The sequence below is a fragment of the Lysobacter yangpyeongensis genome, from assembly GCF_042655745.1.
Classification (GTDB): domain Bacteria; phylum Pseudomonadota; class Gammaproteobacteria; order Xanthomonadales; family Xanthomonadaceae; genus Agrilutibacter; species Agrilutibacter yangpyeongensis.
The window spans coordinates 612550-625276 of the sequence record NZ_JBHSNM010000002.1; the positions used below are offsets into that span (position 1 = coordinate 612550).

A 12727-nucleotide genomic window follows, 5' to 3' on the forward strand; every position below is an offset into this window, starting at 1 on the left:
TTCCGCGTCGTGGTTGCCTTACGCCGCGAACAGCGCCTTCATCTTCTTCAGCGCGTTCGCTTCGATCTGGCGGATGCGTTCGGCGCTGACGCCGTATTCGTCGGCCAGCTCCTGCAGCGTGATCTTGCTGTCGGCATCGAGCCAGCGACGCTTGATGATGTCGCGCGAACGGGCATCGAGGTTGGCCAGGCCTTCGCGCAGCAGCTCGAGCTGGTTGTCCTCGCCATCGGCGCGTTCGTAGGCCTGCGCGGGATCCTCGGCGTCGGCGCGCAGGTAGGCGGCCGGCGACGGCGGCGCGTGTTCGTCGTCCTCGTCGGCGGGCGCATCGAAGCCGATGTCGCGACCGGACAGGCGCGATTCCATTTCCAACACTTCGCGCTCGGACACGTTGAGGTCGGCGGCCACGGCGCGCACTTCCTCGGCGTTCATCCAGCCCAGGCGGGTCTTGGACTTGCGCAGGTTGAAGAACAGCTTGCGCTGCGCCTTGGTCGTGGCGACCTTCACGATGCGCCAGTTCTTGAGGATGAACTCGTGCATCTCGGCGCGGATCCAGTGCACCGCGAAGGACACCAGGCGCACGCCCTGGTCGGGATCGAAGCGCTTGACCGCCTTCATCAGGCCGATGTTGCCTTCCTGGATCAGGTCGCCCATCTGCAGGCCGTAGCCGTTGTAGCCGCGGGCGACGTGGACGACGAAGCGCAGGTGCGAGTGCACCAGTTCGCGGGCGGCGTCGAGGTCGTCGTGGTCGCGGTAGCGGCGGGCGAGCGCCTGTTCGTCTTCGGCGGTGAGCACCGGGATCTGGTGCACCGCGCCGATGTAGGCGTCCAGCGAGCCGAGCGCGGCCAGCCCGTTGAAGGCGGGGATCGGCAGGTTGTTGGCGACGAGGGCGGTGGAGGCAGTCTGGGTCATGGGCAGGATCTTAGCAGTCGAGGTGTGGGACTGCTAAAGACTGGGGAAGTTCCGGAGCGTTGCATGGATGGAACGGGTCCGGACGCCCGTAGCGGCAACCGCCCGTCCCCGTGCGGACGCCTGTTCATGGGCCGGCGGCCGGGTCGGACGCCCCTGCGCGCGATTGGACCCCAACAGGTCCAACCATGGACCTTACAGCCCGGAGCATGCACCCCAGGCGGTCCAACCATGGCCCCCAAGGCGCCGAACGTGGACCTGGGAAGGTCCAGCCATGGACCTCAGGGCTCGGGACCTGGACCTCACAAGGTCCAACGGTGGACCTCAAGGCCCGGAGCCTCAACCGGGGGAGGTCCAGCGGTGGACCTCAAAGCCCCGAGCCTGAACCTGAGAAGGTCCAGCCAAGGACCCGCGGACCTCAACAGGTGGAACCCTGGACCCCAGGAGCTTGCTCGCGGGAAGCGCCCCTGGCGCCCTGACCGGATTGGGCGCCCCCGCACCCGTTTAAACACTCCGCGTGGTCGCCGCATCTGTCTGGCTATGCTCACTGCCGTGATGCCCCTCGAAACCGACCCCCAGCCCGAAACGGGCACCGACGACGAACGCGCGCTGATCGCCGCGGCCGCGCGGGGCGAAGTGTCCGCCTTCGAGGGCCTGTACCGGCGCCACGTGGGCCGGGTCCACGGGGCGATCGCCCGGCTCGTGGGCGGGCACGGCGCCCGGGCCGAGGATCTGACCCAGGACGCCTTCGTCCGCGCCTGGCAGGCGCTGCCGGCCTTCCGCTTCGAATCGGCCTTCTCCACCTGGCTGCACCGGCTGGCGGTCAACACCGCCCTGATGGACCTGCGCAGCCGCCGCAGCCGGCCGCACGACGACGGCGACGAGGATGCCTTCGACACGCTGGGCACGGCCGACTCCGCCGGCCATTCGACCGCGCTGACGATGGACCTGGAGCGCGCGATCGCCAGCCTGCCGCCGCGCGCCCGCGCGGTGCTGGTCCTGTACGACGTGGAAGGCTGGCAGCACGAGGAAATCGCCGCCGAACTCGGCATGGCCGTCGGCAGCTCGAAAGCGCAATTGCACCGCGCCCGCCATCTGTTGCGCGCGCGGCTGGAGGGACACGCATGAACACCACCGACCATCACGATTTTCCGGACGCCTTGCGCTGGCAACTGCGCGCCCTGCGTCAGGACACGCCGCCCTCGCACGACCTGTGGCCCGGCATCGCCGCACGCCTGCCGGCGCAGCGCACCGCGCCGCGATCGCGGCGCTGGCTGCGCCCGCTCGCCCTCGCCGCCAGCCTGGTGCTGGCGGTGGGCGTCGCGGGCTGGTTCGCCCGCGGCACGCAGGTCGCCGCGCCCGCATCCCCGACGCTCGTGCAGCGTGAAGCCGACGGCCTGACCCGCCAGTACCAGGCAGCGCTGCAGGAAATGCAGGCGCCGACCCCGGCGACGCTGCAGCCGACCGTGGAAGCGCTCGATCGCGACGCCGCCACGATCCGCGCCGCGCTCGCGCGCGATCCGGATTCGGTCCTGCTGCTGGAACAATTGCGCCGCACCTACGCCCACCGCCTCGCGCTCGCCCAGCGCATGGCCTACACCTGATCCACATCACTGTCCCAGGAATTCCAGAAGCTGTCCGGAGAAATCCCATGTCCCGATTCCCTTCCCTGCTCATCGCCGGCGCGCTCGCCGGATCGGCGCTGTTCAACAGCGCACTGGCCGCCACGCCGATCAACGAAACCCGCCCGCTGGACGCGCGCGGCCACCTCACCGTCGACAACCTGAAGGGCAGCATCGAGGTGCGGGCCTGGGACCGCCGCGAAGTGAAGGTCGAAGGCAGCCTCGGCCAGGGCGTCGAAAAGCTCGAGATCACCGGCGACGCGCAGCACCTGCTGGTGAAGGTGAAGTACCCGAAAACCGGCGGCCTCGGCTTCTTCTCCGGCAGCGACAAGAGCGAACCCTCGCACCTGCGGCTGATGGTGCCGCTGCAGGCGGACCTGGATATCGATGGCGTGTCCGCCGACATCGACGTCAGCGGCATCGCCTCGGGCGAGCTGGCGATCGACAGCGTCAGCGGCGACATCACCGTCGTCGGCGCACCGCGCGAAGCCACCATCGACAGCGTCAGCGGCGACCTCAAGCTGATCCTCAACAGCCCCAAGGTCAACACCGAAAGCGTGAGCGGCGACATCGACCTGCGCGGCCGCCTCAGCGGCGAAGTGCACGTGGAAACCGTGTCGGGCGACATCGACGTCGCCGGCCACCAGAGCGCGTTGCGCAAGCTCACCGGCAACACGGTGTCGGGCGATCTGGGCGTCAGCACCGCGCTGGAACCGGGCGGCCGCATCAGCCTGGATAGCGTCAGCGGCAACCTGACCCTGCGCATGCCGTCGAACCTGTCGGCGCAGGTGCATGGCGAAAGTTTCAGCGGCGATCTGCAGGCACCCGATACGCAGATCACCCGACCGCGGCACGGCCCGGGTTCCAGCTTCGAGCACCGCTACGGCAACGGCGACGGCGAGATCACCTTCAAGTCGTTCTCCGGCGACGCGCGCCTGGAGCTGGACTGAAGTCGCTTCGAGGCCGCATCGCGAAAGCGAGCGGATACCGGGAACCATGAAAGTGCCGGCACCGCCGGCACTTTCGTCTTCGCGATCAGGCGAGCGCAGCGCGCGGCGGCAGCGACCAGTCGATCGGCGCCATCCCGTGGCGGGCGAGGTAGGCGTTGGCCGCGGAGAAATGGCCGCAACCGATGAAGCCGCGATGCGCCGACAGCGGCGAGGGATGCGGCGCCTTGAGCACCAGATGCCGGCGCGGATCGATCACCTTGCCCTTGGCCTGCGCGTAGCTGCCCCAGAGCATGAACACGAGGTGCTCGCGCTCACGGTTGAGCCGCTCGACGATGCAGTCGGTGAAGCCTTCCCAACCCTTGCCCTGGTGGGCACCGGCGCGTCCCTCTTCCACGGTCAGCACCGCGTTGAGCAGCAGCACGCCCTGTTCGGCCCAATGCGTCAGGCAACCGTGGTCGGGCCGCGCGATGCCGAGGTCGCGCTGGATTTCCTTGTAGACGTTCTCCAGCGACGGTGGCACGGCGGTGCCCGGCTGCACCGAAAAGCACAGGCCGTGCGCCTGGCCGAAGCCGTGATACGGATCCTGGCCGAGGATCACCACCTTCACCCGATCGAACGGCGTCGCCTCGAGCGCGGAGAAGATCTGCGGCCCCGGCGGAAAGATGCGCGCGCCCTGCGCCTTGCGTTCGCGCAGGAACGCGGACAACTGCCGCATGTCGTCGCGTTGCAGATAGTCGCCGATGCGCGACTTCCAGGAAGGTTCGAGCTTGATGCGGTCGACGGCTTCGTTCATGCGCGAAGCATAGCCGCCATGACTCCCCTGTCGGAGTGACCGACGTCGGACGCGAGGAAGATTCGCTACGCGTCCAGCGCGCGCTGTTCCGGCAGTTTCGCCACGCGCAGCTGGAACAGCGTCTTGGTCACCAGCAGGCGTTCCTCGATCGGCTTGAGCACCAGGTCGTTCGCGCCCATGCGCAGCAGCTCGCTCTGGTTGTCCGGATTGGCGTCGCCGGTCATCACCAGTACCGGCAGGCGGCGCTTGCCGTAGCCGAAGTCGTTGCGGATGCGCTTTAGCAGGTCGCTGCCTTCCAGCTCGCCCTTGAGGTACACGTCGGTGAGCACCAGGTCCGCGCCGGGATCGCCGCTGCCGCGGTGCTGCTCCAGGTACTCGAGCGCTTCCTCGACACCGACGAAATGGACCACGGTGAGACCGTTGCGTTCGAGCATGCGCTTGGTCGCCAATGCGACGACCTTGCTGTCTTCCACGTACAGCACGCGCGCGCCGGGGATCGGCTCGGGCTGCACGTAGCCGCGGATGAAGGCGGCGAGCGCGCTGTAACCCAGGCCCTTGTCGAAGTAGTCGGTCACGTCTTCGGTGAAGCGGCGCGCTTCCAGCGCATCCTGCGCGTTGCCGGACACGACGATGATCGGCACGTAGGCCTGTCCCGACGCCTCGCGCACGGTACGCGCCAGAGTGATGCCGTCGCCATCGGGCAGCACCAGCGAGGTGGTGACCAGGTTGACCGCGCCCCGCGCGAGCGCTTCGCGCGCCTCGTCGATGCTGCCGCAGGCGACGAGTTCGGCATCGGCCATTTCGCGCACCAGCACGTCGCCGATCATCTTGCGCACCAGCTTGCTGCCGTCGACCACCATTACGCGCGGCGCGGCATTGTCGAGGTGGCGCAGGTCCTGCGATGGCATTGGAAACATCGGAGCGACAGGGGAGCCGCGAGTGTACGCGCTGCGCTCGGGATTTATCCGCCGGGGTTGCGACGCCCGTCGGCTTTTCGGCTCAGGTTTCCGTCGGACGGGTCTGCCGCAGGTAATGACCGGTCACGAAGCCGGCCCCCAGCCAACCCAGCACGCCCGCGCTCAGCACGATACCCGCCGCCTGCAGCGGATCGAAACCCTGCAGCCTGAAACCGCTTCCGTAACTGCGCGCGAGTTCGGCCAGCGGCGCGCGCAGCGCGAGATCGGCGCCGGTCAGCAGCGCCAGCGCGATGGCGCCGGCGAGCACGCCGTAACACGCGCCCAGATACAGGAACGGGCGACGGATGAAGCCATCGCTCGCGCCCAGCAGTTGCAGCACGCCGATTTCCTCGCGCCGCGACTGGATGTCGAGTCGCACCGTGTTGCCGACCACCAGCAGCGCACCCAGTCCCAGCAGGCCGGCCAGCACCCACGCCAGGCGCTGGCCAAAACGCAGCCACTGGTCGAGCCGCGCGCGCCACGCGGCATCGTGCTGCACGACGTCGGCCTCGGGCAGCTGCTGCAGCGATTGCGCCAGCGGCGCTTCATCGCCCTGCGCGGTGACGATCAGCAGGCTCGGCAACGGATTGCCTTCCAGCGCCGCGAGCGAGTCGCCGAGCCCGCGCTGACGCAGCTCTTCCAGCCCCTCCTCGGGCGTGCGCAGCTCGACGGCGGCGACGTCCGGGCGCGATTCCAGTTCGCCGGCGAGCGCCTTCGCGCGCGCCGCCACGACGTCGGTCTTGAGGAACACGCTGACCTGGCGCGACTGCTGCACATCGCCGGCGAAGCGCGCGACGTTCTGCAACGTGACCCACAACCCGAGCGGCAGCGCCAGCGCCACCGCCATCACGCCGACGGTGAGCGCGGTCGCCCACGGCTTGCGCAACAGGCGGCCGAGGCTGGCGACGAAGCTGTACACGTGGTGGTCGAACCACATGCCCAGGCGCGACTGCGGGCGGAGCTCGCCTTCGATGTTCATTCGGCCAGATCCTGCGGCGAGATGTCGTCGACGAGGCGCCCCTGGTTGAGCACGAGCACGCGCTTCTTCATGCGCTTGAGCAGGTTGAGGTCGTGGCTGGCGACCAGCACGCTGGTGCCGCGCTCGGGCAAGGACGCGAACAGAGCCAGGATTTCCGCCGACAGCGTCGGATCGAGATTGCCGGTGGGCTCGTCGGCGACCAGCAGTTTCGGTTCGCCGATGATCGCGCGCGCGATGCCGACCCGCTGCTGTTCGCCGGCGGAAAGCTGGCCGGGAAAGGCGTTCGCGCGCGCGGCGAGTCCCACCTTCTCCAGCACGCTGCGCACGCGCCGGGCGATGTCGCCGCGGCGCATGCCGCGCAATACCAGCGGCAGGCCGACGTTGTCGGCGACGCTGCGATCGGTGAGCAGGCGGTGATCCTGGTAGACCACGCCGACCTCGCGCCGGTGCAGGGCGATGCGGCTGCCGCGTACCCGGGCCAGATTCTTCTCGCCGAACAGCACCGCGCCGCGCGTGGCGCGCTCGCCGAGATGGATGAGCTTGAGCAGGGTGCTCTTGCCGGCGCCGGAATGGCCGGTGACGAACAGCATCTCGCCCGGAGCGACTTCGAAACTGACGTCGGTCAGGGCGTGATGACCGCTGTCGTAGCGTTTGCTGACGTTGTCGAAGCGCAGGACGGCCATTCGGTCCGGAGTGCTGACAGGCTGGCGGCAAGTATCGGCGGCGCGAACGACGATGGCTAGTCGCGACGGAACCCGTCCCGCCGCGACCGCTGGCACTCAGTGCTGCGAGCTGGGCGCGCGCGTGATCAGCTTCTTCAGGCCGTGGCCGATGCGCGCGAGCAGTCCCGGCTTGGCCGCAGCCGCCGGCGTGGCCGGCTTCGCCTGGACATTCACCGGTGCGCCATTGCCGACGCCCTGGATCGCGGCCTCTGCGCCTTCGATGCGGCGGCCGCCACGACGGCGGCGGCGCTTGCGTGGCGCGCGCTCGCCTTCGATCGCAGGCGCTGCGGCTGCGGCGGCGGGAGCGGCCGGCGCGGGGCGTTCGGCACGCGGCGGACGGGCCTCGCCCGGCGCGCGCTCGCGACGCGGAGCGCCTTCGCGCTTGGCCCCATCGCGCGAACCCTCGCGTCGACCACTGCCCCCGCGACCGCCGCGGCTGCGGCCACCGCCGCGACGCTCCTCGTCGGCGGCGCGCTGCTCGCGCGCTTCCTTGAAGATCGCGCCGATGCTCTCGCCGGCTTCTTCGTCGGCATCGCCACCGGCGGGCACTTCGCGCGGCGTACGCGGCAGCGCGATCAGCAGTTCGGGTTCGACCGGCGCCACCGGCAGCTTCTGTTCGATGTACGCCTCGATGTCGGGCAGCGACATCGCGTAGCGCTCGCAGGCGAAACTGATCGCGTCGCCCTCTGCTCCAAGACGAGCCGTACGGCCGATGCGGTGGACGTAGTCCTCGGCATCGAAAGGCAGGTCGTAGTTGTAGACGTGCGACACGCCATCGATGTGCAGCCCGCGCGCGGCCACGTCGGTGGCGACCAGGATCTCGAGCTGGCCCTTCTGGAAGCGGTTGAGCAGCGATTCGCGCTTCTTCTGCGGCACGTCGCCGCTGAGCACGCCGACGCGGTAACCGGCCTTCTCCAGCGAACGCGCGACGCGTTCGACGAACGCCTTGGTGTTGACGAACACCATCGTGCGCGCGCCCTCGCTGCGCGAGAGCAGGCCGAGCAGCAGCGGCAGCTTCTCCTCGTCGGCCGGGAAGAACACCTTCTGGCGCACGCGCGCGGCGGTGACGGTCTCGGCTTCGACGACGAGCTTCTCGGGCTCGTTCATGTGCTCATAGGCGAGCTCGAGCACGCGGTGCGACAGCGTCGCCGAGAACAGCAAGGTCTGCCGCGTGGTGCGCTCGGGCATGCGCCGCAGCAGGAAGCGGATGTCCTTGATGAAGCCGAGGTCGAACATGCGGTCGGCTTCGTCGAGCACGCACATCTCGCAGGCGTGCAGCGAGACGACCTTGTGCTGCTTGACGTAGTCGATCAGGCGGCCGGGCGTGGCGATGATGATGTCGGCGCCCTTCTGCAGGAGCTCGCGCTGCTTGTCGTAATCGACGCCGCCGTAGACGAGGGCGAACTTCAGGCCCAGGTCGCTGCCGAACTTCACCGCGTCCTTGTGGATCTGGATCGCCAGTTCGCGGGTCGGCGCGAGGATCAGCGCGCGCGGGTCCTCCGGCTTGCGTTCGGCCAGCGCGGGACGCGTCAGCAGGCGGTTCATCACCGCGACCAGGAACGCCAGGGTCTTGCCGGTGCCGGTCTGCGCCTGGCCGGCGACGTCACGCCCGGTCAACGCCAGCGGCAGCGTCAGCGCCTGGATCGGCGTGCAGCGGGTGAAGCCCGCGGCTTCGAGCCCGGCCAGCAGGCTGGGATGGAGCTCGAACGAATCGAACGTGATATCGGTTAACGGCTTGTCACTCATCAGTGTGTTTCATTCTCGCGCGGCTCGCGCGCTTGCATGGTGGCTGCCTGCCATCGCAGACTGCCGGGGCCGGATTGGGGTGGGCTGCTGGTCCAGTGGGCTGTTCAGCCAGACCTTCCGGTGGGATGTCGGCGCGGCTGTACCCTCGGAACGGGCCTTGAAGCCAGCGCGAAACGCCCCAGTTTAACCCAGTCCCTTCGCCCCGCCGCCTGCCGGGGCCCTCGCCCTTCCCGAAGGGCCCGATCCAGGAGATTTGCGTGAGCGACAAAGTGATGCATGTCGGCGATGCCGATTTCGATGCCGTCGTGCTGGGCTCGTCCGAGCCGGTCCTCGTCGATTTCTGGGCCGAGTGGTGCGGCCCCTGCAAGATGATCGCCCCCGCGCTGGACGAACTGGCCGACACCTACGCCGGCAAGGCCCGGATCGTGAAGGTCAACGTCGACCACAACCGCGCCAGCGCGATGAAGTACCACGTGCGCTCGATCCCGATGCTGCTGCTGTTCAAGAACGGCCAGATCCATTCGCAGCAGATCGGCGCCGTCGGCAAGGCCCAGCTGAGCCAGATGATCGACAAGGCGCTTTGAGCCGCCCGCGGCTGTTGCCCCTCTCCCCCGGGAGAGGGTTGGGGTGAGGGTCGGCGACGGGGGAACTTCAAACGCCCGACCAAATCGGCCCGCTGATCGTTCCCGGGTTCCCGCCCCTCATCCGGCGCTTCGCGCCACCTTCTCCCGGAGGGAGAAGGGATTGGAAAGATGAACCCCAGGCCCCGCCCCGCTTGCCGCCATGCAGCCGCGGTGCTAGTTTCGCCCTGCAGGCGCACGTATCCGTGGCGCCGCGCCCCTCTTCTCAACACCCACGTCCCTGACGTCCCGCTCGCCCGACGCGAGCGCTCGCCGCTTAGCGAGGATTCCCTGCTTGTCCGATAACACCCCCGATTCCGGCGAAACCGCCGAGAAGCGCGTGCGCAAGGCACGCGTCGTAAAGGCCGACGCCGCCCCCGCCGCCGCCGAACCCGCACCCCAGGCTGCCGCGCCGGCCCCGCCGCGCGAAGCCGCACCGCCGCCGCCCGCCGCCGAGGCCTCCGCCGCCCCCGCCAACGACCAGCCCGCCGGCAATGGCGGCGACGGCAACAACGGCCAGCCGCGCGAACAGCGCGAAGGCCGCGACTTCGAAGGCGGCGGCCGCAACCGCCGCGACCGCTTCCGCAACCGTCGCGAACGCCAGCGCGAGCGCTACCGCGAAGGCGGCGGCATGCAGGACGACGGCGGCAACGCCGAACCCTTCGTCCCGCGTCCGCACCCGCAGGTGCCGGAAGGCTTCCCGACCTACTCGCTCGGCGACCTCAAGCGCATGCCGGCGCCCAAGCTGCTGGAAATCGCCGACCAGCTGCAGATCACCGAAGGCGTCGCCCGCGCGCGCAAGCAGGACGTCATCTTCGCCCTGCTCAAGGTCCTGACCCGCCACGGCGAAGGCGTCGCCGCCGACGGCGTGCTGGAAATCCTGCCCGATGGCTTCGGCTTCCTGCGCTCGCACGAGGCCAGCTACCTGGCCGGCCCGGACGACACCTACATCTCGCCCAGCCAGATCCGCCGCTTCAACCTGCGCACCGGCGACCACCTGTCCGGCCGCATCCGCTGGCCGAAGGACGGCGAGCGCTACTTCGCCCTGGCCGTGGTCGACACGATCAACGGCGAGCCGCTGGAAGCGTCGAAGAACAAGACGCTGTTCGAGAACCTCACCCCGCTGTTCCCGCGCAAGCGCTTCCGCCTGGAGCGCGGCGACGGTTCGACCGAGGACATCACCGGCCGCATCCTCGACCTGATGGCGCCGCAGGGCAAAGGCCAGCGCGCGCTGATCGTCTCGCCGCCCAAGGCGGGCAAGACGATGATGATGCAGCAGGTCGCCACGGCCATCACCACCAACCACCCGGACGTGCACCTGATTGTCCTGCTGGTCGACGAACGCCCGGAAGAGGTGACCGAAATGCAGCGCACCGTGCGCGGCGAAGTGGTCTCCTCGACCTTCGACGAACCCGCCGCGCGCCACGTGCAGGTCGCCGAAATGGTGATCGAGCGCGCCAAGCGCCTGGTCGAGCACAAGAAGGACGTCGTGATCCTGCTCGACTCGATCACCCGACTCGCCCGCGCCTACAACAACGTGGTGCCGTCGTCGGGCAAGGTCCTGACCGGCGGCGTCGACGCCAACGCCCTGCACCGCCCGAAGCGCTTCTTCGGCGCCGCGCGCAACGTCGAGGAAGGCGGCTCGCTGACCATCATCGCGACCGCGCTGATCGACACCGGTTCGAAGATGGACGAGGTGATCTACGAAGAGTTCAAGGGCACCGGCAACAGCGAAGTGCACCTGGACCGCCGCATCGCCGAGAAGCGCGTGTACCCGGCGATCAACATCAACCGCTCGGGCACCCGCCGCGAGGACCTGCTGATCGAGCCGGAGCTGCTGCAGAAGATCTGGATCCTGCGCAAGCTGCTGCACGGCATGGACGAGATCGGCGCGATGGAATTCCTGCTCGACAAGATGAAGAACACCAAGTCGAACGACGAGTTCTTCAGTTCGATGAAGCGCTGAGTTCTCCCGCGACTGCACCGCACGACGCCGGCACTTGCCGGCGTCGTTCTTTGTACGCTCCTCTCCCGCCGGTGGGAGAGGAACGGCGCGACGCAGCTTGAGGCCGGCGCAGAAGAAGCGCCCCTCATCCGCCCTGCGGGCACCTTCTCCCCGCCACCGCGGGGAGAAGGGCGAGCGCCCCGCGTTCCTTTCCGACTACACTCCGGCGGTCCGCCACCGTTCCGCCCGCATGCGCAACAAGAAGACCCGCGCCACTTCCGTCGACATCGCCCATCGCGCCGGCGTCTCGCAGGCGACCGTGTCGCGCGTGCTGCGCGGCAGTCCGCTGGTGAACCCGGAAACGCGCGAGCGCGTGATGGAAGCGGTGCGTGCGCTCAACTACAAGGTCGACCACCGCGCCTCGAGCCTGCGCACGCAGCGTTCGGGCACGCTGGCGCTGCTGCTGTTCGAAGACCCGACCCCGGACGAGTCGCACATCAACCCGTTCTTCCTGTCGATGCTCGGTTCGATCACGCGCGCCTGCGCGCGCAACCGGCACGACCTGCTGGTGTCGTTCCAGCAGCTGTCCGACGACTGGCACGCCGATTACGAGGACAGCATGAAGGCCGACGGCCTGATCCTGCTCGGCTACGGCGACTACATGACCTACCGCAGCAAGCTCGAGCAGCTGGTCGAACAGGGCACGCACTGCGTGCGCTGGGGGCCGGTGCTGCCGGACCAGCCGGGCATCTCGATCGGCTGCGACAACTTCCGCGGCGGCCAGCTGGTCGGCGAGCACCTGATCGAAATGGGGCGCAAGCGCGTGGCGTTCCTCGGCAACGCGTCGAACCATTCGCCGGAATTCTTCGACCGCTACCGCGGGTGCGACGCCGCGTTGCAGAAGGCGGGCGCGTCGATGCATGCCGACCTGCAGGTGGATGCGGAAAGTTCGGAAGAGGCCGGCCACGCCGCGGCGATCGCGCTGATGGAACGCGGCCGGCCCTTCGATGCGGTCTTCGCCGCGAGCGACCTCATCGCCATCGGCGCGATGCGCGCGCTCAACGAACACGGCCGCCACGTGCCCTGGGACGTGGCCGTGGTCGGTTTCGACGACATCCCGATGGCGCGCTTCGCCAGTCCGCCGCTGACTTCGGTCATCCAGGACACGACGCGAGCGGGCGAACTGCTGGTGGAGACCCTGCTGAAGCAGGTCCGCGGCGAACCCGCCGACAGCGTGATGCTGCCGCCGACGCTGGTGGTGCGGCGGTCGAGCAGCGCTGCATAGGCGCCGCATCCGCTCGCTGAAAACGGCCAACCCCTGATTCGTCATCCAGCGCAAGCTGGGATCCATTTTGGGCGTGGGTCAGCTCGCGCGAGCTTACGAAGTAGCTTCTTAGCTTGTCGCGAAAGAACAACGGCAACAGCACAATGTCGCGCCAGACTCCGGAAGTCGTCATCCCAGCGCCAGCGGGGATCCATTTTGATCTT

The 12727-nt window shown here is 68.8% G+C and carries 12 protein-coding genes; 6 read left to right on the plus strand and 6 right to left on the minus strand.

All coding sequences use genetic code 11. From position 1 onward, the window contains the following. Window positions 1–18 precede the first annotated feature (18 nt). Window positions 19–909: an RNA polymerase sigma factor RpoH gene (gene rpoH / locus ACFPN1_RS09620; RefSeq protein WP_386754677.1), complete on the minus strand. Its 891-nt coding sequence runs from the start codon at window positions 907–909 to the stop codon at window positions 19–21. 552 nt (window positions 910–1461) lie between these two features. On the opposite strand from rpoH, the gene ACFPN1_RS09625 reads away from it, so the two are divergent. Genes ACFPN1_RS09625 through ACFPN1_RS09635 form a run of 3 tightly spaced genes read left to right on the plus strand, consistent with a single transcriptional unit; the run spans window position 1462 to window position 3478 of the window. Next, complete coding sequence (locus ACFPN1_RS09625) at window positions 1462–2034, plus strand: RNA polymerase sigma factor (protein ID WP_386754862.1); 573 nt, start codon at window positions 1462–1464, stop codon at window positions 2032–2034. Then, window positions 2031–2510 carry a hypothetical protein gene (locus tag ACFPN1_RS09630; RefSeq protein ID WP_386754678.1) on the plus strand — a complete coding sequence of 160 codons (480 nt, stop codon included), beginning with the start codon at window positions 2031–2033 and terminating at the stop codon, window positions 2508–2510. Before ACFPN1_RS09625 ends, ACFPN1_RS09630 begins: the two co-directional genes overlap by 4 nt. A 47-nt stretch (window positions 2511–2557) precedes the next feature. Next, on the plus strand, window positions 2558–3478 hold the full coding sequence (locus tag ACFPN1_RS09635) for a DUF4097 family beta strand repeat-containing protein (protein ID WP_386754679.1): 921 nt from the start codon (window positions 2558–2560) through the stop codon (window positions 3476–3478). Window positions 3479–3563: 85 nt separating this feature from the next. On the opposite strand, the gene ung is transcribed toward ACFPN1_RS09635, so the two are convergent. From ung to rhlB, 5 genes are all read right to left on the minus strand, one after another. Next, window positions 3564–4271 carry a uracil-DNA glycosylase gene (gene ung / locus ACFPN1_RS09640; RefSeq protein WP_386754680.1) on the minus strand — a complete coding sequence of 236 codons (708 nt, stop codon included), beginning with the start codon at window positions 4269–4271 and terminating at the stop codon, window positions 3564–3566. A gap of 65 nt (window positions 4272–4336) precedes the next feature. Then, window positions 4337–5179: a response regulator gene (locus tag ACFPN1_RS09645; RefSeq protein WP_386754681.1), complete on the minus strand. Its 843-nt coding sequence runs from the start codon at window positions 5177–5179 to the stop codon at window positions 4337–4339. Between the two features lie 91 nt (window positions 5180–5270). Beyond that, a complete protein-coding gene (gene ftsX, locus ACFPN1_RS09650) occupies window positions 5271–6206 on the minus strand; it encodes a permease-like cell division protein FtsX (protein WP_386754682.1) in 936 nt (311 codons plus the stop codon). Next, the gene (gene ftsE / locus ACFPN1_RS09655) at window positions 6203–6889 is read right to left on the minus strand and encodes a cell division ATP-binding protein FtsE (RefSeq protein WP_386754683.1); all 687 of its coding nucleotides are present in this window, start codon (window positions 6887–6889) and stop codon (window positions 6203–6205) included. The genes ftsX and ftsE overlap by 4 nt, the downstream gene beginning before the upstream one ends. 96 nt (window positions 6890–6985) lie before the next feature. After that, window positions 6986–8674 (minus strand): ATP-dependent RNA helicase RhlB, encoded by a 1689-nt coding sequence (rhlB, locus tag ACFPN1_RS09660; RefSeq protein ID WP_386754684.1) that lies wholly within the window; start codon window positions 8672–8674, stop codon window positions 6986–6988. Window positions 8675–8931: 257 nt separating this feature from the next. On the opposite strand from rhlB, the gene trxA reads away from it, so the two are divergent. From trxA to ACFPN1_RS09675, 3 genes are all read left to right on the plus strand, one after another. Beyond that, complete coding sequence (gene trxA / locus ACFPN1_RS09665) at window positions 8932–9258, plus strand: thioredoxin (protein ID WP_386754685.1); 327 nt, start codon at window positions 8932–8934, stop codon at window positions 9256–9258. A 331-nt stretch (window positions 9259–9589) separates the two neighbouring features. Beyond that, complete coding sequence (rho, locus tag ACFPN1_RS09670) at window positions 9590–11260, plus strand: transcription termination factor Rho (RefSeq protein WP_386754686.1); 1671 nt, start codon at window positions 9590–9592, stop codon at window positions 11258–11260. A 229-nt stretch (window positions 11261–11489) separates the two neighbouring features. Next, window positions 11490–12524 carry a LacI family DNA-binding transcriptional regulator gene (locus ACFPN1_RS09675; protein WP_386754687.1) on the plus strand — a complete coding sequence of 345 codons (1035 nt, stop codon included), beginning with the start codon at window positions 11490–11492 and terminating at the stop codon, window positions 12522–12524. The last annotated feature ends 203 nt before the right edge of the window (window positions 12525–12727 follow it).

Bases quoted from the DNA above. Each gene is read 5' to 3' on its own strand.
- rpoH (WP_386754677.1), bottom strand. From the start codon at position 909: ATGACCCAGACTGCCTCCACCGCCCTCGTCGCCAACAACCTGCCGATC.
- ACFPN1_RS09625 (WP_386754862.1), top strand. From the start codon at position 1,462: ATGCCCCTCGAAACCGACCCCCAGCCCGAAACGGGCACCGACGACGAA.
- ACFPN1_RS09630 (WP_386754678.1), top strand. From the start codon at position 2,031: ATGAACACCACCGACCATCACGATTTTCCGGACGCCTTGCGCTGGCAA.
- ACFPN1_RS09635 (WP_386754679.1), top strand. From the start codon at position 2,558: ATGTCCCGATTCCCTTCCCTGCTCATCGCCGGCGCGCTCGCCGGATCG.
- ung (WP_386754680.1), bottom strand. From the start codon at position 4,271: ATGAACGAAGCCGTCGACCGCATCAAGCTCGAACCTTCCTGGAAGTCG.
- ACFPN1_RS09645 (WP_386754681.1), bottom strand. From the start codon at position 5,179: ATGCCATCGCAGGACCTGCGCCACCTCGACAATGCCGCGCCGCGCGTA.
- ftsX (WP_386754682.1), bottom strand. From the start codon at position 6,206: ATGAACATCGAAGGCGAGCTCCGCCCGCAGTCGCGCCTGGGCATGTGG.
- ftsE (WP_386754683.1), bottom strand. From the start codon at position 6,889: ATGGCCGTCCTGCGCTTCGACAACGTCAGCAAACGCTACGACAGCGGT.
- rhlB (WP_386754684.1), bottom strand. From the start codon at position 8,674: ATGAGTGACAAGCCGTTAACCGATATCACGTTCGATTCGTTCGAGCTC.
- ACFPN1_RS09675 (WP_386754687.1), top strand. From the start codon at position 11,490: ATGCGCAACAAGAAGACCCGCGCCACTTCCGTCGACATCGCCCATCGC.